This is a genomic window from Rhizobium sp. Root1203, from assembly GCF_001424945.1.
Lineage (GTDB): Bacteria > Pseudomonadota > Alphaproteobacteria > Rhizobiales > Rhizobiaceae > Rhizobium.
On the sequence record NZ_LMCW01000012.1, the window covers coordinates 244,137 to 268,351 of the forward strand.

Sequence of the window (24,215 nt, forward strand, 5' to 3'; positions counted from 1 at the left end):
GATGCGCCCGCTGATCCGTCCCGGAACAGCGGGTCTTTTTATGCGTGCCTCAGTGGCGCATTTTGACAAGCGTGTCGCTTCTCAATCTGGAATGAATTGACGGCGGCGGTCGATGTTGACTGCCTCGCCGATTTGTTGGAAGTAAAATCCAGACCCTCCCACTGAATATTACCGGAAATCACCATGCCCAAACTGACCATTGTCGCTTTCGACGGCACGCGCTTCGATCTTGATGTCGATCAGGGATCGACAGTCATGGAAAATGCCGTGCGCAACTCTGTGCCGGGCATCGAAGCGGAATGCGGCGGCGCCTGTGCTTGCGCGACCTGTCATGTCTATATCGACGAGGAATGGACCGAGCGCGTTGGCCCGCCGGAAGCCATGGAAGAGGATATGCTGGATTTTGCATTCGACGTGCGTCCGACATCGCGCCTTTCCTGTCAGATCCGCATGAAGGCTGCGCTCGACGGCCTGACGGTTCACGTTCCCGAGCGCCAAGCCTGATCGGCAGCCAAAAAAAGCCTCGCTGGCCGAGAGACAAGCGAGGCGAGGTAGGCGCATTACCTACGGAAGAGGGAGGACCATCCGCGGCTTCGCAACGCGCCAGGAGAACCCAGGAACGAAAGCTCGGGCTAACGGAGCTGAACTTTCGAATGCCTGAATATTAGCGCGTTGTGTTTCATTAAGCTAGGGTGAGAAATAACCAGTAAATCGCTGGGGCGTGGTGGGTTTCGCACAATTTTCATTGTGCGGCTAAACATCAACGGTCGTTTTTCGCTGGAGAATCAGCTATTTTGCGCCGCCTGAAGTTTTCAGCCGGTTGTTGAGCAAGCGAATCATTCGCTTCTGAAAGTTCACTGCCTCGACCTGGTCGAATCGCGCCTGCAGGCGGTCGTGCTCTTCGATTGCGCGGTTCGAAACCTCGGTCACAAGCGCCTGCATTCGTTCGCAGGTCGGCCGTGGCGGCAGGGCGAGTATCTTTTGCTCCATCGCTCGCGCCTGAGCCTTGGCAATCTCCGCATGACGCTCTTCGTGGCGCTTGATATCGCTCGACAGCGCGTCCCAGATCATCGACAGCTGCTTGCTTGCGCCCTTTCGCTTATTCCAGCGCGGCAGGATGATCTTGGTGTGGACCGTGACCCGGGCGCTGCGTACGCGGCAACGCCCGCCTTCCTGCACGTAGGTGGCGTCGCCGCCAAACCGGATCTTCGTCGCTCCGGGATGGCGGGCGGACGATCCGTTGGCGGTCGGTCCGCGAGTGCTTAGCTGTTCGTCGAGTTCGTCGGCGGTTTTGCCCTTGATATCGAAATAGGAATAGCTCTTCGTCGCGACGACGCCTGCGGCGGCCGGACTGCCAACTGAAACCATGGAAAATGCAAGGAGGAGGGACATATAACGCGGCACGGACAGCATTCTGCAAACACTCGTGTTGAAGTTTGCCGGAGCTTGGGGCATAGCCACGACCAGCGCAATACGGGTCGCTGTTTTTTCGATCGATAGGATGAATGCGGTTGACACAGCTTGGGAGCAGGTTCTGGCGCGTCGGGCATGGCCGCGAGATCGAGGTCGGTTCCCGCGCCGTGATCATGGCCATCGTGAATGTGACGCCGGATTCCTTTTCCGACGGCGGACGCTACGAAAGTGCCGATTCGGCCGTTGTTCATGCGCTGCAGGCGGTTGAAGCCGGGGCTGCGATCATCGACATCGGCGGCGAATCCACGCGTCCGGGCGCCGATATCGTCAGCGCTTCGGAGGAACAGGCGCGGGTGCTGCCGGTCATCGAAGCGCTCCGCGCGAAGACAGACGCGCTGATTTCCATCGACACCTATCGCGCGCAGACGGCGCGGCTGGCGCTCGGCGCCGGGGCTCACATCGTCAACGATGTGTTCGGTCTCCAGAGGGAACCTGATATCGCAGACGTTGCCGCCGAGGCCGGTGCAGGGTTATGCCTTATGCATACAGGTCGCGATCGGGACAAGCTTGACGATGTGATCGCCGATCAGTTCTTCTTCCTGGAGCGGTCGCTTGAGATCGCGGCGCGCGCCGGCTTCGCACGCGACCGTATTGTCCTCGACCCCGGTTTCGGTTTTGCCAAGGATACCGAGGAGAATTTGGAACTGATGGGGCGTTTCGGCGAGCTTCATCGCTTGGGCTGCGCTCTGCTTGCGGGCACGTCGCGCAAGCGCTTCGTTGGCGCGATCACAGGGCGAGAAGCCGCGGACCGGGACGCAGGCACGGCGGCAACGAGCATGTTCCTGCGCCTTCACGGGGCCGCGATTTTTCGGGTACACGATGTCGCAATCAACAAGGACGCATTGGCCGTCGCCGATGCTATGCTGGCGGTACGCGACGAGCTTGAGCGGAAAGGCATGGCATGAGCACCGCATATACGATTACCCTGCAGAATTGCGCCTTCTTCGCCCGGCACGGCGTCCACGACGAGGAGGAGTTCCTCGGGCAGCGATTCTTTGTAGACGCCGAACTCGATGTGATCGCCGGAGATGCGCTTGAGAGCGATTCGATCGACGATACCGTGAACTACGGGATTGCGTTCACGGTCATCGAGGAGATCGTGACCGGCAAGCGGCGCTATCTTATCGAGGCGCTGGCCCTCGATATCGCGAAGGGGCTCTGTGAGAAGTTCCCCCAGATCACGCGCGCAAAGATCACCGTGCGCAAGCCGAACGCACCCGTTCCCGGTGTCCTGGATTTCGTCCAGGTGAGCGTCGAACACTTTGTCTGAGGCCGTTTTTCAGACCGCGACGCTCGGTCTCGGCGGCAATGTCGGCGACCCGGTACATGCCATGGCGACGGCGCTGCGCGCGCTTGACGCGCGGGCGGACTGTCGTGTCAGCGCCGTCTCGCGGCTTTATCGCACGCCGCCATGGGGGAAAACGGATCAATCCTATTTTTTCAACTCCTGTGCGCAGGTCGACACGTCACTGGCACCGGAAGCGCTGCTGGACGTCTGTCTCGGCATAGAGCATGGAATGAAGCGGGAGCGTATCGAGCGGTGGGGTCCCCGAACACTCGATATCGATATCCTGACCTATGCGGACGTGAGCCAGGATGCACCGAGGTTGGAGCTTCCGCATCCGCGCATGACAGATCGCGGGTTCGTGCTAATGCCGCTCGCCGATTTTGCCGCCGATCTCCTGGTAAACGGAATTGCGGTTGGCGAGTGGCTGGCACGGACCGATGTCGCGGGGATCGAAGTGGCGGATCAGAATTCAGGCTGGTGGCACGTCGCGTGACGTGGACAGCGGTGAAGACCGCCGCTTGTCCAGATTGGCTGCCTGTGCGGCAACTACTCGACAGAACCTACCGTGATCTCGTCGACCTGGCGCGTAAGCGTCAATCCGATCACCGGGATCATCTGGCTTTCAACCTTGACCGAGACGGTTACGTTCATCGTCTTGTCGTCGCGGATGCGGGCAATCATCGCGCCGTTCAGCTTCGCGCGGTTGAGGCCGACCACAACGGTATCGTCGGTGACGGTGCCCGAAACGACATCGAGGCCCTTGCCTGCAGCGCCATCAAGGAATTTTCCCTTGTAGCTGCTACCCGACTGGGAAATCAACGCGGTCATCGGCTGCTTGAATACGCCGACCCTGCAGCTTCCGTCGAGTTTGATGCCGTTGCCGCCATCTCTCACCGGCTCGCCTATCAGGTTGCAGTTGAACTTCGTACCCTTGTACTTGCCGGCGACGATTTCGCCCGGGCCTTTCCAGCTGCCGGCAACAGACTGAAAGAACGCCCTGTCGCGGGTCGCAGCGGTAGCCGCCGGAGCGGTATCGACGAAAGGCGAAAGGGCAATCGCCGCGAGGCCGAATAAAGAGAGAAACTTGCGCGAGTACATCGATTTTCCTTAGCGAACCGTATCGCTTAACTAATAGCAAGTTTTGCCGAAGAATGGTTAACGGTTGGTTTCTAAAGCGCGGAGATGGGCGCAATTGCGGGCTTTTTGATATCACCCTAGCTAGGGGTAGACGCCAGCAAGGTGTTGAAACAGACACGTGCTCTTCGGTCTTTCTCGCCGACGATCCGCAAGCGTCCAAGAAAGTTCAGCTTTTGTCGCCAGGGTTACGTCGGGACATCGTCGGCGTCAAATCGCCGATGAAGTCGCCGATTCCCGGACGCTTCAAAGCGTGAAACGCCAACGGCCGGCAGAGGTCCATCGCTGCAATGCCTATGCGCGCGGTCATCAGGCCATTGACAACGCCTTCGCCAAGGCGAGCGGACAATCTCGAAGCGAGACCATGGCCGAGGACTTGTTGCACGAGGCTGTCGCCGACCGCGATCGAGCCCGTGACGGCGAGATGGGCGAGAACGTCCCGCATAAGCCGAAGCATCCCGAGCGTACCCGGTCTGCCGCCATAGAGCTCTGCCATCGCACGAACGAGCCTTGCTGCCTCATAGAGGACGTACAGCAGGTCGACGATGGCACGCGGGCTGACGGCGGTGACGATCGAGACGCGTTTGGAGGCATTGACGATCAGGCCGCGCGCCTGCCGGTCCAGTGGCGCAAGGAGCTCCCGCTCCGCCAGCGCGATGAGATGCGGGGCGTCAATGATGTCGCCTTCGGCGGCCTTCAGCGTCGCCCGGCCCCTGGCTGTCTCGGCTTTGCCGGCGAGCAGGGTTTCTAGGCTTTTCACCAGCGCTCGTGCCTTGGCTGGCTTGGTTTCGAGGATCGCCTCCTCGGCTTCCGCCTTGATCGTCTGCACGGCAGCCAGCCGCATCATGCCGGCAGTCTCCCTGACGACGATGGCGACGACAGCCAGGATACCGATCGCCAACGCGGCGAGAGCCGCGTATCCGAGCCAGTCGGCGCGGGTGAAGAGGTTATGGATAAGGCTGTCCGTCCAGAGACCAAAGGCAAGCGAGAACAACACACCGAAGGCGCCGAGCGCGATCTTGCCGAAGGATGTACCGCGCTTGCGGGGCACGGCGACAGGAAGGGGCGGCGTGTCCCTCTCCGGGTTGAGAAACGGGTCGTCCTCGTCGGCGGTCAGGACGATCTGATCGCCAAAGCTTGCTGGCTTGCGAACTGGCCCCTTCGTTTCGGTGCGTAGCGGCTGAGCGTTGTCCTCATAGGCGAAAGCCGCCGGGACGCGGCGCGGTCTCGGCGGCTGATCGGAAGGCGGCTTGATCATGCGAGGCGGTCTCCGAACAGGAATTGCATGGCCCGATCGAGGCGGATATGCGGTACGGAAAGCGTGATGCCGCCTTCGGCCTCCTCGATATGCGGAGGACGAAACCGGATCACGTTCACATCAGGCAACTGGACATCGCGATTGCCCGATTCAATGCTTTCGAAGAGAGCCTCGGGATTTTCGGGAAGGTCGCCTGGAAAAATCGCCGTTTTCTTGAGGCCGTCAAAGCGTTCGCCGGCGATCGTCTCTCCATCCATCGGCGTTCCCACAATGACCGGCAGATCGTGGCCATCGCGCTTGACCGTGGCTTCGCGCGTTGCCCGGACGGAGGCAAGCGCCATGACATCGATGCCGGCGCCCGCCATGCCGATGCGCTGGACGGCGCGGTCGACAAGGCGCCGGGTCAGGGCGTCCAGCCGGTGATGGCTTTCGTGATGCAGATGATCGGCTTTGGTTGCGGCGACGAGAACACGATCGATGCGGCGGCCGAGGATGGAGGACAACAGGGAATTCGTACCGGGCCTAAAGCATGCCAGAACATCCGTCAGCGCGCGTTCCAGATCCTGTACGGCTTCCGGCCCGCGATTGATCGCCTGGAGAGCGTCGATAAGAACGATCTGTCGGTCGAGACGCGCGAAATGCTCCCGGAAAAAAGGTTTGACGACGACTGACTTATAGGCCTCGTAGCGCCGCTCCATCATCGCCCAGAGGGAGCCTTTTTCAGGCCTGGCATCCGGCGGGAGGACAAGAGGCGCGAAGGTGAGGGCCGGAGAACCGTCCAGATCGCCGGGCAGAAGAAAGCGGCCTGGTGGAAGCGTCGAAAGCGAACGTTCGTCTGCCTTGCAGGCTTTCAGATAGTCGGCAAAGGCTGTCGCGAGGTCACGTGCAAGCATTTCGTCGGCCGAGGCTGTGACGTCGCACCGGCGCGTCAGCGCCAGCCACTCCCGCGAGAGTTCGCCGCGGATACCGCTTCCCGCAAGCGCAATGGTCTCTTCGCTGAATGCGCGATAGTCCTTTGCGAGCAGCGGCAGATCGAGCAGCCATTCGCCGGGGTAGTCGACGATATCGATCGACAGCCTGCCAGGAGAGAAGAAGCGGTTCCAGCCGCTTGCGCTCTGATAGTCAAGGGTGATGCGGAGCTCGGAAATCGCCCGCGTCGAATCTGGCCAGACGCGGTTCTTCACCAGGGATCGAATGTGGTCCTCATACTGGAAGCGCGGTACCGCATCATCGGGTTGCTGTTCCAGGCGCACGGCCGAGACGCGGCCCGACTGCACCGGTTCGAACAACGGCAGCCGCCCGCCGTGCAGCAGATTGTGCACCAGCGAGGAAATGAAAACCGTCTTGCCTGAGCGTGAAAGTCCGGTCACCCCCAACCGGATGGTCGGATTGACGAGACCTGTGGCGCGGTCGGAGAGGTTCTCCAAGGCGATGCGCGCGTCGTCTGCGAAGGATGTCAGGCTGGGGGGCAAGGCGAAATCCCGATTGGATGGTAGAACGCCATATAGGAACCGGCATGCGATAGGAAAAGGAGCGCCGTCAGGAGGTCAGTCGATCACGAAGTCGACAAGGCGCCAACCCGTGGCGCCATTGTCACTGTCGAGCACAGCAAGACCGGCCGTGGGAAAACCGGTCGGCAGCGCCTGAGACAGCGCCCGATGCCCGATCAAAGCCTCCAGCGTCTGCTCCATCGTGGGGTTGTGGCCGATGAGCATCACGGAATTTACCGATTCCTGGGCGCCGATGATTTCAAGGTAGATGTCGGGGGAGGCGTTGTAGAGCGCATCGACGAATCGAATATCGACGGTCGATCCCATGGCGCGGTGGATTGCATCGGCCGTGTCGCGGCAGCGCAGCGCGGTCGAACTCAGCACTAGGTCGGGCCGGTACCCCTTGTCAGCTGCTTTGTCGGCAACGATCTCGGCGTCCGCGTAGCCTTGCTCGTTCAACGGGCGATCGAAATCGCTCTGCCCAGGGGCCGCCCAGGCAGCTTCCGCATGCCGCAAAAGATAGATCCGGGACGGCGGAGGCAGGATTGCGGTCATAGGAAAATCCACGCTCGAGGAAGCTTTTTCAGTAGCGGTTGCTTAGGTTCCGCGTCAACCATGCTGGCGAATCCCGAGAGCAAGTTACGGCAAAACCTGTAGTGGCTCCAGCCATATGAGATATGCCTCAAGCAAAATAATGACGCAAAAATAGTCTGTTAGCTCAAAAATGTGACGGATTTAAAAATCTGTTTACCTAGCGTATTGGGCTTGAATCAGACGTGGTGCTCGGGATATACAGCCGCCAGATGAGATGTTCTTCAGGAGAATCGCGTTGAGTGAGAAGATCGATCTTAGCAACTACGTACCCTCGGAAGAGGAAGAGTTTATGAACGGCAATCAGCGGGCCTATTTCAGGTCGAAGTTGGTAGCCTGGAGAAACGACATCCTCAGAGAGGCGCGCGAAACGCTCGACCATCTGGCCGAGGAAAGCGCAAACCACCCGGATCTCGCCGACAGGGCGTCTTCCGAAACAGACAGGGCCATCGAGTTGCGTGCCCGCGATCGCCAGAGAAAGCTGATATCCAAGATAGATGCAGCGCTCCAGCGTATCGAGGACGGCACTTACGGCTACTGCGAGGAAACCGGTGAGCCTATCGGCCTCAAGCGTCTCGACGCCCGCCCGATCGCAACGCTTTCCATCGAGGCGCAGGAGCGTCACGAGCGTCGCGAGAAGGTCTATCGAGACGAATAGGCCCGGCAAATCCAACCTATCAAGAGGCACTGCGGCGATCGCAGTGCCTTTTTTCGTTTCCGGAGTGGCAAAGCGATCTTGCCGAACCTGCTATTTGTCCCGGTTGACGCTCATCTCGCCGAAGATGCGGGCAACCTCGTTCTGAAGGGCTGCGTCGGCGCCGGTGATGGGTGCCATCTCCGGATCACGGCGGGGCAGGTTGCCGGGACCCTGGCCCGGTAAGGGGCGGATTGGCGCAGTCTGGGCAGGAACGATACGCTCTGCCGCAAGCGTGCTTGTCATCTCTTCTTCAAGAACGCGCTGGAAATCGCTCGGCTGTGCTGAGGGGGGGGCCGCCGGCGCGCCAATGGGATTGACTGCCGGTGAGGTGCTGGGCTGCATAGCGGCCGGGTGCCTGTTGGCCGGGCGAATCAGCTGAGGTTCGACCCGTTGGGGAGTGAGAACCCGCTGGCGAGCGGAATCGAGAATTTCGGCTGCGGCCGACGCCTCGATAGGTGGCGATTCCCGCGAGGCGAAGGTCTGCTGCTGTGGGCGCGGCTCAATGGAGGGAGCGGATGAGGGCACAGGACGAGGCGAACGTTCGCCCTCCACGGCTGCCGCTTCCGCCGGCTGGCGCGGCTCTGGAACGGGCGTTGGTTTGATCGCCGCAGGCTCCGGCACATACTCCTCGACGGGAGCCGGGCTGCGGGCCATCGCCGGCTTCGGGGCAGGAGGCGCAACCGGATCTGCGTCGGCGATCATCATCACCGGTTGTTCCTTTTGTTCCGCAGCCGGAACGCGCGCAGGCTCCGCTTCCGATTCGACGCGCGGCAGAATTCTGCTTTCGATCACGATATCGGTCGGCCCGCCGATCATCACCAGGTGCTCGACATCGTCCCGGCGGACGAGAACCAGGCGGCGACGCGCATCCACAGCCGCCGCATCGAGAACCTGCAGCCGAGGCTGACGGTTGCGTCCGCCCCGGACAAACGGCGACGGTGCCCGGCTGCGGATGATCAAGAGCACTACGACGAGGAGCAGCAGTGCGATGCCAACGCCGCCGGCAGCAAGAAGGAAGCGACTGCCATAAGCGCCTATCAGGTCATCGAACATCTTCACGTACTCCCTTCGCGGTTTTCAACCACATGACGACTTTTCCGCTTCGTAAACAAGGGATACGCGCCTTGTCCAGTCAGTCGAACGGCCATGTGGATTAGCACCTGCCTTCCAACAGTGCATTTAAACGGGAAAAGTGGCGCTGTTGCTTGTGAATTCAATCACTCTTCATGGTTAGCGGTGTTTTTGGTGGAGCAGCAAGTTGCTAAGAAGAAAGAAGCGCCTGATTCCTGCTTGTTCCCTATGTTGCGAGGGACGACGGGCAGGCAATGCGAGGGACTAGATGACGAAACCGCGTCAGGCCGACAACTTTAGCGAACCGCTCGTGGAGCGTGGAGGGCGCGCAGGGACGGCGTTGCGCATTCTTTTGCTCGCGCTGGTGCTGATCGGCGCCGCTGCCGCCTTCGTCGTCTTCAAGAATTCGCTCGACAACGAAATGGTTCTGGGCGTCCTCGGGGTGCTGGCCATGGTTGGCATTTTCTTCCTGGTCTCGTCGATCATCGGCTTTATCGAGGTCATGCCGCAACATCAATCCGACAGTCTGGCGCGTGCATTTCTGAACAGCCATCCCGATGGTTCGCTGATTACCGACGAGAAAGGCCGTATCGTTTACGCCAACGCCGCTTACGGGGCGTTGACCGGTGCCCGCAAACCCACCGAGGTGCAGACTCTCGAGGCGCTTTTGTCGCGCCACCGTGAATCGAACGAAGCTCTCTATCGCCTTTCCAACGGATTGAGAGAGGGCAAGGAGGGGCGCGAGGAATTCAGGCTTTTGAGGGCCCTGGGGCCGTCGATCAACGGATCCGGCGCGCATTGGTATCGCCTGAAAGCACGCGTTCTGCAGAGCGAAGAACGCGGCGGCAAGCCGCTGCGGATCTGGCAGATCAGCGACATTACGTCGGAAAGAGACGATCAGGAGCGCTTTTTCAAGGAGTTGCAGAACGCAATCGACTACCTCGATCATGCCCCCGCCGGATTCTTTTCCGCCGGGCGCAAGGGTGAGATCTTCTATCTGAACGCCACCTTGGCCGAATGGCTCGGTATCGATCTCACCAAGTTCATTCCGGGCTCGATGACGATCGGCGATCTGGTGGCCGGCGAAGGGTTGGCGCTTATCCAGTCCGTCCAGGCCGATCCGGGTCTCAAGAAGACCGTGACGCTCGATCTCGATCTCAAGAGATCCACAGGCCAGAGCGTCCCCGTGCAGATCGTTCACAGCGTCACCTCGATGCGCGACGGTGCGCCGGGCGAAAGCCGGACGATCGTGCTGACGCGTCGTCAGGGCGGCGAAGGCGACCAGTCTGCGTCTGCCGCGTCAATGCGCTTTACGCGCTTCTTCAACAATACGCCGATGGCGATCGCCTCGGTCGACGGCAATGGCCGCATCCTGCGGACAAACGCTCCGTTCCTGAAGCTTTTCTCCGGTATCGTCTCCCGCGACGATGTCGAGAACGGCGCGTTCTTCGAGACGATTGTGCAGGACATCGACAAGCCGCGGCTGCAACACGCGCTGGCGGCAGCAAAGGACCGTCAGGGCGATATCCCACCGATCGATTCGAAAACGCAGGCCGACGATTCGCGTCATTTCCGCTTCTATGTGAACGCCGTGATCGATCAAAGCGACGAGGCGCCGGAAGAGGCTGCCATCGTCTATGCCGTGGAGGTGACGGAACAGAAAGCGCTCGAGGCGCAAATGGCGCAGACGCAGAAGATGAATGCCGTGGGCACTCTGGCGGGCGGAATAGCGCATGATTTCAACAACGTTCTGACGGCTATCCTGCTCTCGTCCGACCACCTGCTGCTGCAGGCGCGGCCGGCGGATCCGGGCTTTGCGGACTTGATGGAGATCAAGCGCAACGCAAATCGTGCCGCGGTCCTCGTGCGGCAACTCCTAGCCTTTTCGCGCAAGCAGACGATGCGCCCAACGGTGCTCAACCTGACGGATTTGGTCGGCGATCTCAGGATGCTTGTCGACCGGCTTCTTTCCGGAACGAACGTCAAGCTCGACGTGGAGTACGGGCGTGACCTGTGGCCGGTCAAGACCGATCTTTCCCAGTTCGAGCAGGTTCTCATCAATCTCTGCGTCAATGCCCGGGATGCCATGCCGCAAGGCGGCAAGCTAACGCTGCGCACGAAGAATGTGACGGCAGACGAGGTCGCGGCCTTCAACTATTCCTACATGCCGCACGAGGACATGGTGCTGGTCGAGGTTTCCGACAACGGGACCGGCATCGCGCCCGAAATCATGGACAAGATCTTCGAGCCGTTCTTCACAACCAAGGACGTGGGCAAGGGAACCGGTCTCGGCTTGGCCATGGTCTACGGCATCGTCAAGCAATCCGGTGGCTATATCCAGCCGGAGTCCGAAATCGGCAAGGGCACTACGTTCCGAGTCTTCCTGCCGCGCCACATCGTCGACCCGGCGATCGCCGCAGAGGCGGAGGCGTTGACCCTTGCTGCCGGAACGCTCGTCCAACCGGCGCCGGTGCCCGAGCAGCCCGAAGATCTAACCGGTTCGGCAGTCATTCTGCTGGTCGAGGACGAAGAGGCTGTGCGTCGTGGCGGCAAGCGAATGCTCGAAACGCGCGGCTACACCGTTCATGAAGCGGGTTCCGGTGTCGAAGCGCTTGAGATCATGGAGGAATTGGACGGCAAGGTCGATATCGTCGTCTCAGACGTGGTGATGCCTGAAATGGATGGGCCCACGCTGTTGCGCGAACTGCGCAAGACATACCCGGATCTGAAGTTCATTTTCGTCTCGGGCTACGCCGAGGATGCGTTTGCCCGCAACCTGCCGCCGGAATCGAAATTCGGCTTCCTGCCCAAGCCATTCTCGCTGAAACAGCTCGCCGTCGTCGTCAAGGAGACGCTGGACAGCTAGGGGAGGCGCACCAGCGCCTCCCTGATCGATCAGGCCGTCAGTGCGACAGCGATTTCCGCCGCCAGGCGGGCGTTGTTTTCGACAAGCGCGATGTTTGTCTTCAGGCTCTGGCCGTCGGTCAGATCGAAGATGGTGCTGAGCAGGTAGGGGGTCACGGACTTGCCGCTGATCTCGTCGCGCTCGGCGCTGTCGAGTGCTCGCTCGATGTAGATTTCCATCTCTTCGCGCGCGATTTCGTCCGCCTCAGGCACCGGATTGGCAATCAGCATGCCGCCGTCTATGCCGAGCTGCTCGCGAACTGTCTGGAAATTGGCAATCGCTGCCGGACTGTTCAGCGTCAGCGGGCTGCGCAAGCCCGACGAGCGCGACCAGAAGGCTGGGAACTCTTCGCTTTCATAGGTAACGACCGGGACGCCCGCCGTTTCGAGGACTTCCAAGGTCTTGGGGATATCGAGGATCGCCTTTGCGCCAGCGCAGACGACGATGACACCGGTGCGACCGAGTTCCTCAAGGTCGGCTGATATGTCGAAGCTGTCTTCAGCGCCGCGATGGACGCCGCCGATGCCGCCCGTCGCGAAGACCTTGATGCCGGCGCGCTCGGCCGCGATCATGGTCGCGGCGACCGTCGTCGCACCATGGCGACGTTCGGCGATCGCGAAGGCGAGGTCGGCGCGCGAGACCTTCAGAACGTCTTTCGCCTGCGCGAGCTGTTCGAGCTCTTCGGCTTCCAGGCCGATGTGCAGCGTGCCGTGGATGACCGCGATGGTCGCGGGCACCGCACCCTGTTCACGGATGATCGATTCGACGCTTCGCGCCATTTCGATGTTGCCGGGATAGGGCATGCCATGGGTGATGATCGTGGATTCCAGGGCCACGATCGGGGCGCCGCGCTGCTTGGCGCTGGCGACTTCCTTCGAATAAGCGATCGGCAGGAGTGGGGACACGGGCTTCGTCATTGTATCTTCCATTTCATTCTTTGGTGCTTCAATGCAGAATTCTTGGCTCAGGGACAAGAGCAAGCGTCTGCTTCAGCAGATCAGCGGAGAGATTTTCGTTCACGGCGTGCGGCGATTGAACGGTGAGAGCCGCGGCCGCCGCTCCATCTCGGACAGCGTCCGCGAGCGGCAGCCCACGCATGAGCGCGGCAATGAAGCCGGCGGCGAGCGAATCTCCGGCGCCGGTGACGTCCGCCACATCGGGGACGTCGGCCGGCTGCAGCGCAACGACCCGACCATTGGCAAAGGCGATCAACTCACGCTGCCCGCGGGTCACCACGCCGCCCTTGAGGCCGGTGTCACCGAGCAGTGACGGCCAGTGCGAAGGGTCGTTCGGCCGCTCGCCGGTGAGTGCCGCGGCTTCCGCTTCATTGAGGAAGAGATAGTCGATACCCTGCATGCAGCGTTTCAGCTTGACGACTTTTGCCGGCGAGATCGCGATTGCGCCGACCGGCTTGCCGAGCGCATTGGCGCGGGCGACGATGGCGGCCAGCGTGTCTTCCGGAAGGTTGGCGTCGAAGACGATGAAATCGGCGGCGGCAAAGGCTTCGCGGACCGCGCGGATCGACAGGCGCCGCGGCACGAACATGCGATAGAGATCCATATCCGCGAGCGCAATGACGAGGTTGCCGTCGCGTTCGATGATCGCGGTATAGCTCGGAGTCTTGCGGTCGAGGAAAACAAACGGCCGATCGTCAATGCCGGCATAGTCGGCAGCTTCGCTCACCATTTCGCCGGTCGGGTCGCCGCCGCGCGGCGAGATCATCGTGACGTCGAAGCCCAGTCGGGCGAGATTGCGCGCTGCATTGAAGCCGCCGCCGCCCGGCTCCTCGAACCAGGAACCAGGATTGCTGGCGCCTTCAGAGGTCTCTCCGGAGATGCGGCCGCGCCTGTCGATGTGGGCTCCGCCGAGAACAAGAATCTTCTTTCGCATGTCACCGTCCCCTGCTGCCGGAGGATCCGAATCGTCCGGCAGCATGGTGGAGCGAAGAGCCGGGACGCGCATGCGTAAGCCCTTGCTTTCCATCGATAAAACAAATGTAGAACACGGGACATTTTACCTTTTTCTTTCAATCGGTTGCACGGCACTTGCGGCATGAGAACAAATGCGGTACAAAATCGATATCGGCGGCGACATTGCTTGAGCGGCTTCAATAACCTAAAGGTGGATCGAATGTCACAGAATACATTGCGGCTTGTAGAGGACAAATCGGTGGACAAAAGCAAGGCACTTGAAGCGGCACTCTCACAGATCGAGCGGTCGTTCGGCAAGGGCTCTATCATGAAGCTCGGCTCGAACGAGAGCGTCGTCGAGATCGAGACTGTTTCGACGGGCTCTCTCGGCCTGGATATCGCACTCGGAATCGGCGGCCTGCCCAAGGGGCGCATAGTCGAGATTTACGGTCCGGAAAGCTCTGGCAAGACGACGCTGGCGCTGCAGACCATTGCGGAAGCGCAGAAGAAGGGTGGCATCTGCGCCTTCGTCGATGCTGAACACGCACTCGATCCGGTCTATGCCCGCAAGCTCGGCGTCGATCTGCACAATCTTTTGATCTCGCAGCCGGATACCGGCGAGCAGGCCCTTGAAATTACCGATACGCTGGTGCGCTCAGGCGCCATCGACGTGCTTGTGGTGGATTCGGTTGCCGCACTGACGCCGCGTGCTGAAATCGAAGGCGAAATGGGTGACAGCCTGCCGGGTCTCCAGGCACGTTTGATGAGCCAGGCGCTGCGCAAGCTCACGGCTTCGATCTCGAAGTCGAAGACCATGGTCATCTTCATCAACCAGATTCGCATGAAGATCGGCGTCATGTTCGGTTCGCCCGAAACGACGACAGGCGGCAACGCACTGAAGTTCTATGCCTCGGTCCGCCTCGACATCCGCCGTATCGGCGCGGTCAAGGAGCGCGAAGAGGTGATCGGCAACCAGACGCGCGTCAAGGTCGTCAAGAACAAGATGGCGCCTCCCTTCAAGCAGGTGGAATTCGACATCATGTATGGCGAGGGCGTCTCCAAGACCGGCGAACTGGTCGACCTCGGCGTCAAGGCCGGGATCGTCGAAAAGTCGGGTGCATGGTTCTCCTACAACAGCCAGCGTCTCGGGCAGGGCCGCGAAAATGCGAAGATCTTCCTGCGCGACAATCCTGAGGTGATGCGCGAGATCGAGACGTCGATCCGCCAGAATGCCGGCTTGATTGCCGAGCAGCTTCAGAATGGTGGTCCCGATGCCAACGAAGGGGACGGCGAAGGCTAAGTCTTCCGCTGCCTGCGAATAGTTGAAACCGGCCGCATTCCTTCATCAGAATGCGGCCGGTTTTGTTTGTCTGCTGGACAGTGGTTAACGCGGACGATAAAAGCCACTGACTTTACGTTTTGACCTGCCTTTGGCAGCATTGAAGGGCATAGCATGAGCGGTGTGAATGATATCCGGTCGACCTTCCTCGACTATTTCAAGAAGAACGGCCACGAGATCGTTCCGTCGAGCCCGTTGGTGCCGCGCAACGACCCGACATTGATGTTTACGAATGCAGGCATGGTCCAGTTCAAGAACGTTTTTACCGGTCTCGAGCAGCGTCCCTACAAGACCGCATCGTCTGCACAGAAGTGCGTGCGCGCAGGCGGCAAGCATAACGATCTGGACAATGTGGGTTATACCGCGCGCCACCACACGTTCTTTGAAATGCTCGGCAACTTTTCCTTCGGTGACTACTTCAAGGAACGCGCGATCGAACTCGCGTGGAACCTGATCACCAAGGAATTAGGTCTCGATGCCAAGCGCCTGCTGGTCACCGTCTATCATACGGACGACGAGGCATTTGGCCTGTGGAAGAAGATCGCCGGGCTGTCGGACGACAAGATCATCCGTATTCCGACCAGCGATAACTTCTGGGCGATGGGCGATACCGGTCCGTGCGGTCCCTGTTCGGAGATTTTTTACGATCACGGCGATCATATCTGGGGTGGTCCTCCCGGTTCGCCGGAAGAGGACGGCGATCGCTTCATCGAGATCTGGAACCTCGTCTTCATGCAGTACGAGCAGCTGACGAAGGAAGAGCGCGTCGACCTGCCTCGTCCGTCGATCGATACCGGCATGGGTCTTGAGCGCGTTGCGGCTGTTTTGCAGGGCAAGCACGACAACTACGACATCGATCTGTTCCGAGCCTTGATCGAGGCTTCAGAAGAGGCAACCGGGGTCAAGGCCGAGGGCGAGCGCCGTGCCAGCCATCGCGTCATTGCCGACCATCTGCGTTCCTCGGCGTTCCTGATCGCCGACGGGGTCCTGCCGTCAAACGAGGGTCGCGGCTATGTTCTGCGCCGCATCATGCGCCGCGCCATGCGCCATGCGCAGTTGCTGGGCGCCAAGGATCCGCTGATCTGGCGGCTTCTGCCGACGCTGGTCCAACAGATGGGCCGCGCCTATCCAGAACTGGTGCGTGCCGAATCCCTGATTTCCGAAACGCTGAAGCTCGAAGAAACCCGCTTCCGCAAGACGCTGGAGCGCGGTCTTTCGCTGCTTTCCGACGCTACGAGTACGCTCGGCAAGGGCGACATGCTCGACGGCGAGACGGCGTTCAAGCTTTACGACACCTACGGCTTCCCGCTCGACCTGACGCAGGATGCATTGCGCGCCCGCGAGATCGGCGTTGACATATCGAGCTTCACCGATGCGATGGAGCGCCAGAAGGCAGAAGCCCGCTCGCATTGGACGGGGTCGGGCGACAAGGCGACCGAGACCATCTGGTTCGAACTCAGGGACAAGAACGGAGCGACCGAGTTCCTCGGCTACGATACCGAGAGTGCCGAAGGCGTCATTCAGGCCATCGTCAGGGACGGCGCGTCCGTCGCTTCGGCCGCCGTCGGCGACAAGGTGCAGATCATCGTCAACCAGACGCCGTTTTATGGCGAATCCGGCGGGCAGATGGGTGACACCGGTGTCATCACGTCGGAGACGGCCAAGATTGAGATCATCGACACACAGAAGAAGGGCGAGGGCCTCTTCGTTCATATCGGCAGCGTTGTCGAAGGTTCGGTGAAATCCGGCGACGAGGTGGTGCTGACGGTCGATCACGCCCGTCGTTCGCGGCTGCGGGCCAACCATTCAGCCACTCACCTGCTGCATGAGGCGCTACGCGAGGTTCTCGGCACGCACGTTGCCCAGAAGGGTTCGCTGGTGGCGCCCGAGCGGCTGCGCTTCGACGTTTCGCATCCGAAGCCGATGTCGGCTGAGGAACTCAAGGTCGTCGAGGATATGGCAAACGAGATCGTTTTGCAGAACGCGCCCGTCACGACGCGCCTGATGAGCGTTGACGACGCGATCGCGGAAGGTGCGATGGCGCTCTTCGGCGAGAAATACGGCGATGAGGTTCGCGTTGTCGCCATGGGGCAGGGCGTGCGCGGTCAGAAGGCGGGCAAGGCCTATTCGATCGAACTTTGCGGCGGCACCCATGTCGCGGCGACCGGGCAGATCGGCCTTATCCGTGTTCTCGGTGAAAGCGCGGTCGGAGCCGGCGTTCGCCGTGTCGAAGCGGTCACCGGAGAGTCAGCGCGCGAATATCTGGCCGAGCAGGACGAGCGTGTGAAGTCGCTTGCTGCATCGCTCAAGGTCCAGCCGGGCGAGGTGCTTTCGCGCGTCGAAGCGCTCATCGACGAGCGCCGCAAGCTGGAGCGTGAGCTGGCCGATGCCAAGCGTAAGCTTGCCATGGGCGGCGGGCAGGGCGGCTCAGCGGATGCCGTCCGCGACGTGGCCGGTGTCAAATTCCTGGGCAAGGCGATCTCCGGTGTCGATCCCAAGGATCTGAAGGGACTGGCCGATGACGGCAAGGTAAGCCTGGGTTCGGGTATCGTAACCCTGATCGGCGTTTCCGAAGACGGCAAGGCAAGCGCCGTCGTCGCCGTTACGGAAGATCTCGTCGGTCGCTTCAGCGCCGTCGATCTGGTTCGGGTCGCGTCGGCTGCCCTCGGCGGCAAGGGCGGCGGCGGCCGTCCCGACATGGCTCAGGCAGGCGGGCCCGATGGCTCGAAGGCCGACGAGGCAATCGAGGCCGTGGCGGTCGCTCTGGCGAGCTAATCTGCCGTGTGTAAATTTTTTGAAGGCGGGGCAGGTCCCCGCCTTTTCTTTTTGTTGCCGTCGCATTCCGCAGGATTTGTCAAATCAGGCTATGGTTTTCTGCACCAGATCGAATTTGCATGAGGTTCTGACATGACTGTCGATACGGCATGGGCGCTTTACGAAAACCGTCTGAGGCGGGTTTCAGCCTATATCCACGATCATCTCGACGAAGAGCTCGATATGGAGAAGCTTGCCGAGATTGCCTGCATGTCGAGCTATCACTGGCACAGGATCTATCGTGCGATCCATGGAGAAACGCTTGCGGCCACCGTCAAGCGGCTGCGTCTCCATCGTGCGGCGGGCGATATCGTCGGCACGGGTCTCGATGTCCGCGAGATTGCCAAGCGATCGGGCTATCCCAACGTCCAGTCCTTCAACCGCATCTTCAAGTCGGTCTACGGCATGCCTCCGGCGCGTTACCGGAAAGAGGGAAGCCATGCAGCCTTCGAAGCCTCACCTAACGGAAAGACACAAGCGATGTTCGACATTACCTTACGGAAGATCGAGCCGGTCCAACTGATCGGCGTTGCGCATACCGGCTCCTACATGCAGATCGACAGGGCGTTCGAGACCCTGTTCGGCACGCTTCATGCGCGTGGACTGGCAAGGCCCGGCATGCGAATGATCGGCGTCTATCTCGACGATCCCGATATCGTGCCGGAAGAGAAACTGCGTTCGATCGCCTGTGTCAACAGCGACAGCGCGATCGTCGCGGAGCCGCCTCTGGAACGGCGAGCGCTCGATGGCGGCGAATATGCCGTGCTGCGCCACAAAGGGCCATATGCCGACATGCACAAGTCCTATCGGTGGCTCTATGGGGAATGGCTTCCAAAGTCCGGCCGGCAGCTGCGCGACAGCGTGATGTTCGAGGAGTATCTCAACAATCCGCGCGAGGTACCGCCGACCGAGCTTCTCACCGACATTCACATGCCGCTCATCTGAGCCTCAAGCGCTCTTCTGCAACGTCTTCATGGCCTCGTCGTCGACTGCGGCCGCACGGATATAGCCGGCGCGGTCGGTGACGCGGCCGAGATAATCCATGAAGGCCTGGCGCTTCTCGATGGTGCCGAAGCCCAGGCCCCAGCCGATGTGGGAGCCGACATAGACATCGGCGGCCGTGAAGCGGTTGCCGGCAATATAGGGTGAGGCGCTCACGGCCCTTTCCAGCGTGTTCATTACATCGGCATAGCTGCCATATCCCGCCATCCGACTTTTGTCGGGCGGCGTCTGGAAGCCGAGCGCGCGGTTCGTAACGGCAGCCTCCAGGGGGCCTGCGGTGAAAAACATCCAGCGATAGTAGCTGCCGCGTTCATCGGGTCGCGGCGCGAGCCCGGCGTCGGGGAAGGTTTCAGCGAGGTACGCGCAGATGGCAGCGCACTCCGTCACGACCGTCTTGCCGTGCCGGATGGCGGGCACCTTGCCCATCGGGTTCACTGCCAGGTATTCCGGCGCCTTGATGGTTCCGTCGAAGGTCAGGACCTTCATCGTATAGGGGACGCCGGTTTCCTCCAACATCCAGCGGGCGATACGTCCACGCGACATGGGGTTGGTGTAGAAAATCAGTTCGTCTGCCATTCTCTCCTCCTTGTTCCTGGTCCCGCTCAACCGTTCGCGAGCACCTGCACTGGTCTTGCATGGTGGCGAGCGAGGATAAGGTAGTGCAGTATTCAGGAAATGCTCGTCATCTCACAATGCCTTGCGGTATTGGATGAAGCCGGAGCGCTCGGCGATCCTGTCGTAAAGTCTTCGTGCGGTTGCGTTTGTTTCGTGGGTCATCCAGTAGAGGCGGCCCGCGCCATTTTCGCGGGCAAGGTCGGCGACTGCGTCGATCAGCGCCGCACCCATTCCGAGGCCCCGCTGCGTATCGTCGACAAAGAGATCCTGCAGATAGCAGGTCCATTTTGGAAGCCAGCAGGAGCGATGGAAAATCGCGTGGACTATGCCGACCAGTCGGTCGTCGCCATCGAATGCGCCCAGCGCGTACATCTCTTCCGAGGCATCGTGGAAGCGGCTCCAGGTGAGGTCGGTCGTCTCCGGCGGAATGACGACTTCGTAGAAGCGCTGGTAGCCGACCCAGAGCGGTTCCCAGGCGGCCCGATCGGATGGCTGCAGCGCGCGAATCTCAATGGTCATTTCCGGTGTTTCCCCAACGTGTTGCTGAAAATGAAAACGGCGGGGAAAATCCCCGCCGCCACGTTTGCATATCGTCGATGGCTTATGCCATTGCCTTCTGAAGATTCTCGTCGATCTTGTCGAGGAAGGCAGTGGTGGAGAGCCAAGGCTGATCCGGGCCGATGAGCAGCGCCAGATCCTTGGTCATGAAGCCGGACTCGACGGTGTCGACGCAGACCTTCTCGAGCGTCGCGGCGAACTTCGCGAGCTCGGTGTTGTCGTCGAGCTTGGCACGGTGCGCGAGGCCACGGGTCCAGGCGAAGATCGAGGCGATCGAGTTCGTCGAGGTTTCCTGGCCCTTCTGGTGCTGGCGGTAGTGACGAGTGACCGTGCCGTGTGCCGCTTCGGCCTCGACCGTCTTGCCATCCGGCGTCAAGAGGACCGAGGTCATCAGGCCGAGCGAACCGAAGCCCTGTGCGACGGTATCGGACTGCACGTCGCCGTCGTAATTCTTGCACGCCCAGACGTAGCCGCCGGACCACTTGAGCGCGGACGCGACCATGTCGTCGATCAGGCGGTGCTCGTAGGTGATGCCGACTTCCTTGAACTGATCCTTGAATTCGGTCTGGTAGACCTCTTCGAAGATATCCTTGAAGCGACCGTCGTAGGCCTTGAGGATGGTGTTCTTGGTCGACAGGTAGACCGGCCACTTGCGCATCAGGCCGTACATCATCGACGCGCGGGCGAATTCGCGGATCGACTCGTCGAGGTTGTACATGGCCATGGCAACACCGGCGCCCGGTGCGTCGAAGACTTCTCTTTCGATTACCTGGCCGTCCTCGCCGACGAACTTGATCGTCAGCTTGCCCTTGCCGGGGAACTTGAAATCGGTGGCGCGATACTGGTCGCCGAAGGCGTGACGGCCGACGACGATCGGCTTGGTCCAGCCGGGAACCAGACGCGGAACGTTCTGGCAGATGATAGGCTCGCGGAAGATAACGCCACCGAGGATGTTGCGGATCGTGCCGTTCGGGCTCTTCCACATCTGCTTGAGGTTGAATTCCTTGACGCGGTCTTCGTCGGGCGTGATCGTCGCGCACTTAATGCCGACGCCGTGCTTCTTGATTGCGTTGGCGGCGTCGATCGTTACCTGGTCGTTGGTGGCGTCGCGATTTTCAACGGAGAGGTCGAAATAGTCGATGTCGAGGTCGAGATACGGATGGATCAGCTTATCCTTGATGAGCTGCCAAATGATGCGAGTCATTTCATCGCCGTCGAGATCGGCGACGGGATTTGCGACCTTGATCTTCTTCATGTATCTGCCTCGTTAGATTATAAAGGACTGATGTCCCGGGTGGGTTATATAAAATCCCGAGCGCTATAGCATTGTGAGCCCGGAGTGCAAAGCCGGAAGCAGCCCGGATCGCGCTTTTTGAGGGCATTGCCAAGCGGACGAAAATGGGTAGTCTCCGGCGCGAAACCACTGCCTGGACATTCATCATGAAGAAGATCTCACTCGTTTTCGCAGTCGTTCTTGGACTGAACGCTCCTGTGCTCGCTGCCGACACGACGGCGCCGGTCAAGGAGATCATGGACGCCACCATCAAGAATTGGTCGGGCACGGATGCCGATTGGATCGACATCTTCGACGCGAGCCGGCTGACGCGTCTCTACAGCAAGGATTTCGTCACGAAGTACCAGGCCGCCGTCCAGAATCCCGCAGCCGACGAAGACGGAATCTCTCCTTTCGACTACGACGTTATCGTCAACGGCGAGGATGCCTGCCCCCTGCAAGATCTTGCCTATACACCCAAGCCGGCGGCCAACGGCGCGACCGAAGTGGTCGTGACGTTCAAGAAGGCGACGTGCATGGACGACGGGTCGGACAAGCAGGCGGTGACGACGGTGCGCTTCCAGGTGATCGACGAGGGCGGCAAGCCCGTCATCGACGACGTCATCACTCAGGGAGATCCGGGCCAGCCACCGAATTCGCTCAAGAACACGATGGTGCAGATCGCCAAGGGTGAGTGACAGACAAGATTGATTTGATTTTGAAACCGGCAACGGTATGTGAGCGGTAGGTGTGAGACGCCAATCCTCTGCTGGGGGCCTGACTGCTTGTTTTCCGGTTTTGACTTCCGAGATTGGCTGCTTGCCAACGATCCGGCGCTGTCGCGCTTACGCATGGCGTCGCGCGTCACATTGACGATCGTGCTGTCGTTTGCGGCACTTCTCGCGATTCACTACCTGCTGTTCCCCCTTCCGACGGCGTCATTCGGCCTCGGCATCGTGCTATCCATCGAAGGCGGCGTCGCGGTGCGTGACAAGGGCGATACGCCGCAGCTGGTCACGCGGCTCCTCGGTTGTGCCGCGAGCATTGCCGTGGTCGGTCTCGCCGCAGGCCTGGAGGCGCACAGATACATTTCAGACTGTGTGTTTCTCCTCATAATCTTTCTCGCCGCCTCAGCGCGGGTATTCGGCGCGAGAGGGCATGCCATCGGCATGTTTGCCTTTACGTCCTATTTCATGGGCGCCTACTTCCGGCCAACGATGGCGGAACTTCCGCTGGTCGCGATAGGTCCCGTCGTGTCGGCCCTGATCGGGCATGCGGTCCGCTCGGTGGTGCTTCCGGACGACTGGCGTCGCGATCTTCTTCGCTCACTCGAAAGTGTGCGCGGCCGCATCAACCAAATTCTTTTCAAGATCGCGGCGCTGGCGGTGGACGGCCACGTATCGGAAGCCGACCGCCAGGAACTCAATCAACTCGAGGAGCGGCTGAAGGAAGTGGTGCTGATGGCGGAAAGCTTCATTCCGCGGCCGCCAAGCGGTGTACTCGACGCAGGAACGGAACCGGCCGGTGAGCTTGCGATCCGGCTCTTCGATGTGCACCTTGCCGCCGAGAGCGCGATTGTGCTTTGCTCTCAAAGGCTACCGTCGTTCAGGTCGGTGCATGCGACGATCGAAGGTAAGCCAATCGAGCTGCCGGATGAAGCGCCTGCCGATGATCAGCAGCGGGAAACCTTGCAAGCGCTTGTTCGTCTCGGCGAGGCGCGAGCCCAGCTCGCCAACACGATAATCCAGGGATACGAGACCGGCTTTGGCGAGATTGCCGCGGTGGCCGAAGTTCCGGCGCAGCCTGAAAAGCTCGATTTCTCACTGCGCAATCCCCTGATCCGCTCAGCGCTCCAGATTACCCTTGCGTCAGCTCTCGCGATGACGCTCGGCCTGGCGCTCTCGCGCGAGCGATGGTTCTGGGCGGTGCTGGCGTCCTTCCTGGTCTTCACCAACACGAATTCGCGCGGAGACACCGCGATGAAAGCCCTGCAGCGCTCGATCGGGACGCTTTTCGGCATCGCAATCGGTCTGGTGCTTGCAACTTTGCTCAGCGGTCAGATGGCCGCGGCCCTGGCGGTGACGGGGCTGTCGATCTTCCTGGCCTTCTATTTCCTGCAGACTTCCTATGCGACGATGACCTTCTTCGTATCGATCGCGCTGTGCCTGGTCTACGGCATGATCGGCTCGCTGACCGTCGACCTGTTGCTGCTGCGTATCGAGGAGACCGCGCTCGGAGCGGCAGCCGGGACGCTTGTCGCCTTCCTAGTCTTCCCGGCGCGCACGCGCGGCGCACTCGATGTGGCGGTTCAGAAATGGTTTGCGGATTTGGACGACCTGCTGACAGCTGTCGCCGGTTGCGAAACGAGGAATGCGCTGATCGCGCTGTCGCAAAAACTCGATGCGGCTTATCGGGACCTCACGGCGGCAGCACGACCGTTAGGGTCAACGTGGTCCGTTGTCACCAGGCCGGGACATATCCGGCAGACGCTGGCGATCTTTCTGGCCGCTACCTATTGGGCACGCATCATGGCGAAGAACCACGATCCGTCGGGCAAGGATCCGGACGCCCGGCAGCTGATCGAGGCGGACCTCGCGCGGGCCGCCGCCGCCGCGAAACGTCGGTCCGAATGCTTCTTCGTCAACCGAAAGACGTCCGGGACAACCGGCCGGCATCTGCCGGTGTCGCGCGCCGGATCGCGCCTTGGCGCGGAAATGATAGGTTCGACGCTCGACCGGCTTTACGCCGACGCATAAGCCTTTACGTTTCGGGCAGTCTTGGGTATTTCCGCGCATAG

At 60.7% G+C, this 24,215-nt stretch carries 22 protein-coding genes; 11 read left to right on the forward strand and 11 right to left on the reverse strand.

Annotated features, from left to right (window positions below; genetic code table 11):
• The first annotated feature begins 183 nt into the window (after nt 1–183).
• On the forward strand, nt 184–504 hold the full coding sequence (locus tag ASC97_RS11695; protein WP_037128298.1) for a 2Fe-2S iron-sulfur cluster-binding protein: 321 nt from the start codon (nt 184–186) through the stop codon (nt 502–504).
• Nucleotides 505–789: 285 nt separating this feature from the next.
• On the opposite strand, the gene ASC97_RS11700 is transcribed toward ASC97_RS11695, so the two are convergent.
• Nucleotides 790–1,413 carry a DUF922 domain-containing Zn-dependent protease gene (locus ASC97_RS11700; protein ID WP_057468516.1) on the reverse strand — a complete coding sequence of 208 codons (624 nt, stop codon included), beginning with the start codon at nt 1,411–1,413 and terminating at the stop codon, nt 790–792.
• Nucleotides 1,414–1,505: 92 nt separating this feature from the next.
• Between ASC97_RS11700 and folP the strand changes: the two genes are divergently transcribed.
• From folP to folK, 3 genes are read left to right on the forward strand one after another with little or no spacing between them, the layout of a single operon-like run.
• Nucleotides 1,506–2,378, forward strand: a complete 873-nt coding sequence (gene folP / locus ASC97_RS11705; protein WP_057468517.1) for a dihydropteroate synthase — start codon at nt 1,506–1,508, stop codon at nt 2,376–2,378.
• Nucleotides 2,375–2,743 (forward strand): dihydroneopterin aldolase, encoded by a 369-nt coding sequence (gene folB, locus ASC97_RS11710; protein WP_057468518.1) that lies wholly within the window; start codon nt 2,375–2,377, stop codon nt 2,741–2,743. The genes folP and folB overlap by 4 nt, the downstream gene beginning before the upstream one ends.
• The gene (folK, locus tag ASC97_RS11715; protein ID WP_057468519.1) at nt 2,736–3,254 is read left to right on the forward strand and encodes a 2-amino-4-hydroxy-6-hydroxymethyldihydropteridine diphosphokinase; all 519 of its coding nucleotides are present in this window, start codon (nt 2,736–2,738) and stop codon (nt 3,252–3,254) included. Before folB ends, folK begins: the two co-directional genes overlap by 8 nt.
• Before the next feature lie 53 nt (nt 3,255–3,307).
• On the opposite strand, the gene ASC97_RS11720 is transcribed toward folK, so the two are convergent.
• The 4 genes from ASC97_RS11720 to ASC97_RS11735 all read right to left on the reverse strand — a co-directional run bounded on the left by ASC97_RS11720 (nt 3,308) and on the right by ASC97_RS11735 (nt 7,198).
• Complete coding sequence (locus tag ASC97_RS11720; protein WP_057468520.1) at nt 3,308–3,859, reverse strand: hypothetical protein; 552 nt, start codon at nt 3,857–3,859, stop codon at nt 3,308–3,310.
• A gap of 205 nt (nt 3,860–4,064) precedes the next feature.
• Complete coding sequence (locus tag ASC97_RS11725; RefSeq protein ID WP_057468521.1) at nt 4,065–5,153, reverse strand: YcjF family protein; 1,089 nt, start codon at nt 5,151–5,153, stop codon at nt 4,065–4,067.
• The gene (locus ASC97_RS11730; protein ID WP_057468522.1) at nt 5,150–6,625 is read right to left on the reverse strand and encodes a YcjX family protein; all 1,476 of its coding nucleotides are present in this window, start codon (nt 6,623–6,625) and stop codon (nt 5,150–5,152) included. The genes ASC97_RS11725 and ASC97_RS11730 overlap by 4 nt, the downstream gene beginning before the upstream one ends.
• A gap of 75 nt (nt 6,626–6,700) precedes the next feature.
• On the reverse strand, nt 6,701–7,198 hold the full coding sequence (locus ASC97_RS11735; protein ID WP_057468523.1) for a SixA phosphatase family protein: 498 nt from the start codon (nt 7,196–7,198) through the stop codon (nt 6,701–6,703).
• A gap of 274 nt (nt 7,199–7,472) precedes the next feature.
• On the opposite strand from ASC97_RS11735, the gene dksA reads away from it, so the two are divergent.
• Nucleotides 7,473–7,892 carry an RNA polymerase-binding protein DksA gene (gene dksA, locus ASC97_RS11740; RefSeq protein ID WP_057468524.1) on the forward strand — a complete coding sequence of 140 codons (420 nt, stop codon included), beginning with the start codon at nt 7,473–7,475 and terminating at the stop codon, nt 7,890–7,892.
• A gap of 90 nt (nt 7,893–7,982) precedes the next feature.
• Here dksA and ASC97_RS11745 read toward each other — a convergent pair whose 3' ends face one another.
• Complete coding sequence (locus tag ASC97_RS11745; protein ID WP_057468525.1) at nt 7,983–8,984, reverse strand: flagellar biosynthetic protein FliO; 1,002 nt, start codon at nt 8,982–8,984, stop codon at nt 7,983–7,985.
• Between the two features lie 286 nt (nt 8,985–9,270).
• On the opposite strand from ASC97_RS11745, the gene cckA reads away from it, so the two are divergent.
• Complete coding sequence (gene cckA / locus ASC97_RS11750; protein WP_057468526.1) at nt 9,271–11,868, forward strand: cell cycle histidine kinase CckA; 2,598 nt, start codon at nt 9,271–9,273, stop codon at nt 11,866–11,868.
• Between the two features lie 29 nt (nt 11,869–11,897).
• On the opposite strand, the gene ASC97_RS11755 is transcribed toward cckA, so the two are convergent.
• Nucleotides 11,898–12,824, reverse strand: coding sequence for a pseudouridine-5'-phosphate glycosidase (locus ASC97_RS11755; RefSeq protein WP_057468527.1), 927 nt, complete (start codon nt 12,822–12,824; stop codon nt 11,898–11,900).
• A 28-nt stretch (nt 12,825–12,852) separates the two neighbouring features.
• The gene (locus ASC97_RS11760) at nt 12,853–13,797 is read right to left on the reverse strand and encodes a carbohydrate kinase family protein (RefSeq protein WP_057469327.1); all 945 of its coding nucleotides are present in this window, start codon (nt 13,795–13,797) and stop codon (nt 12,853–12,855) included.
• Between the two features lie 240 nt (nt 13,798–14,037).
• Here ASC97_RS11760 and recA point away from each other — a divergent pair, with 240 nt between their 5' ends.
• From recA to ASC97_RS11775, 3 genes are all read left to right on the forward strand, one after another.
• Nucleotides 14,038–15,117: a recombinase RecA gene (gene recA, locus ASC97_RS11765; RefSeq protein ID WP_057468528.1), complete on the forward strand. Its 1,080-nt coding sequence runs from the start codon at nt 14,038–14,040 to the stop codon at nt 15,115–15,117.
• Between the two features lie 153 nt (nt 15,118–15,270).
• A complete protein-coding gene (gene alaS / locus ASC97_RS11770) occupies nt 15,271–17,931 on the forward strand; it encodes an alanine--tRNA ligase (RefSeq protein ID WP_057468529.1) in 2,661 nt (886 codons plus the stop codon).
• Nucleotides 17,932–18,063: 132 nt separating this feature from the next.
• Entirely contained in the window at nt 18,064–18,915 is an 852-nt protein-coding gene (locus ASC97_RS11775) for an AraC family transcriptional regulator (RefSeq protein WP_057468530.1), read from the forward strand.
• Nucleotides 18,916–18,918: 3 nt separating this feature from the next.
• Here the strand turns inward: ASC97_RS11775 and ASC97_RS11780 are convergent, their stop codons facing one another.
• The 3 genes from ASC97_RS11780 to ASC97_RS11790 all read right to left on the reverse strand — a co-directional run bounded on the left by ASC97_RS11780 (nt 18,919) and on the right by ASC97_RS11790 (nt 21,400).
• Nucleotides 18,919–19,548 (reverse strand): glutathione S-transferase family protein, encoded by a 630-nt coding sequence (locus tag ASC97_RS11780; protein ID WP_057468531.1) that lies wholly within the window; start codon nt 19,546–19,548, stop codon nt 18,919–18,921.
• A 111-nt stretch (nt 19,549–19,659) separates the two neighbouring features.
• Entirely contained in the window at nt 19,660–20,106 is a 447-nt protein-coding gene (locus ASC97_RS11785; protein WP_057468532.1) for a GNAT family N-acetyltransferase, read from the reverse strand.
• Nucleotides 20,107–20,188: 82 nt separating this feature from the next.
• Nucleotides 20,189–21,400, reverse strand: coding sequence for an NADP-dependent isocitrate dehydrogenase (locus tag ASC97_RS11790; protein ID WP_057468533.1), 1,212 nt, complete (start codon nt 21,398–21,400; stop codon nt 20,189–20,191).
• A 185-nt stretch (nt 21,401–21,585) separates the two neighbouring features.
• Between ASC97_RS11790 and ASC97_RS11795 the strand changes: the two genes are divergently transcribed.
• Nucleotides 21,586–22,116 carry a hypothetical protein gene (locus tag ASC97_RS11795; RefSeq protein ID WP_057469328.1) on the forward strand — a complete coding sequence of 177 codons (531 nt, stop codon included), beginning with the start codon at nt 21,586–21,588 and terminating at the stop codon, nt 22,114–22,116.
• 87 nt (nt 22,117–22,203) lie between these two features.
• A complete protein-coding gene (locus ASC97_RS11800) occupies nt 22,204–24,174 on the forward strand; it encodes an FUSC family protein (RefSeq protein WP_057468534.1) in 1,971 nt (656 codons plus the stop codon).
• The last annotated feature ends 41 nt before the right edge of the window (nt 24,175–24,215 follow it).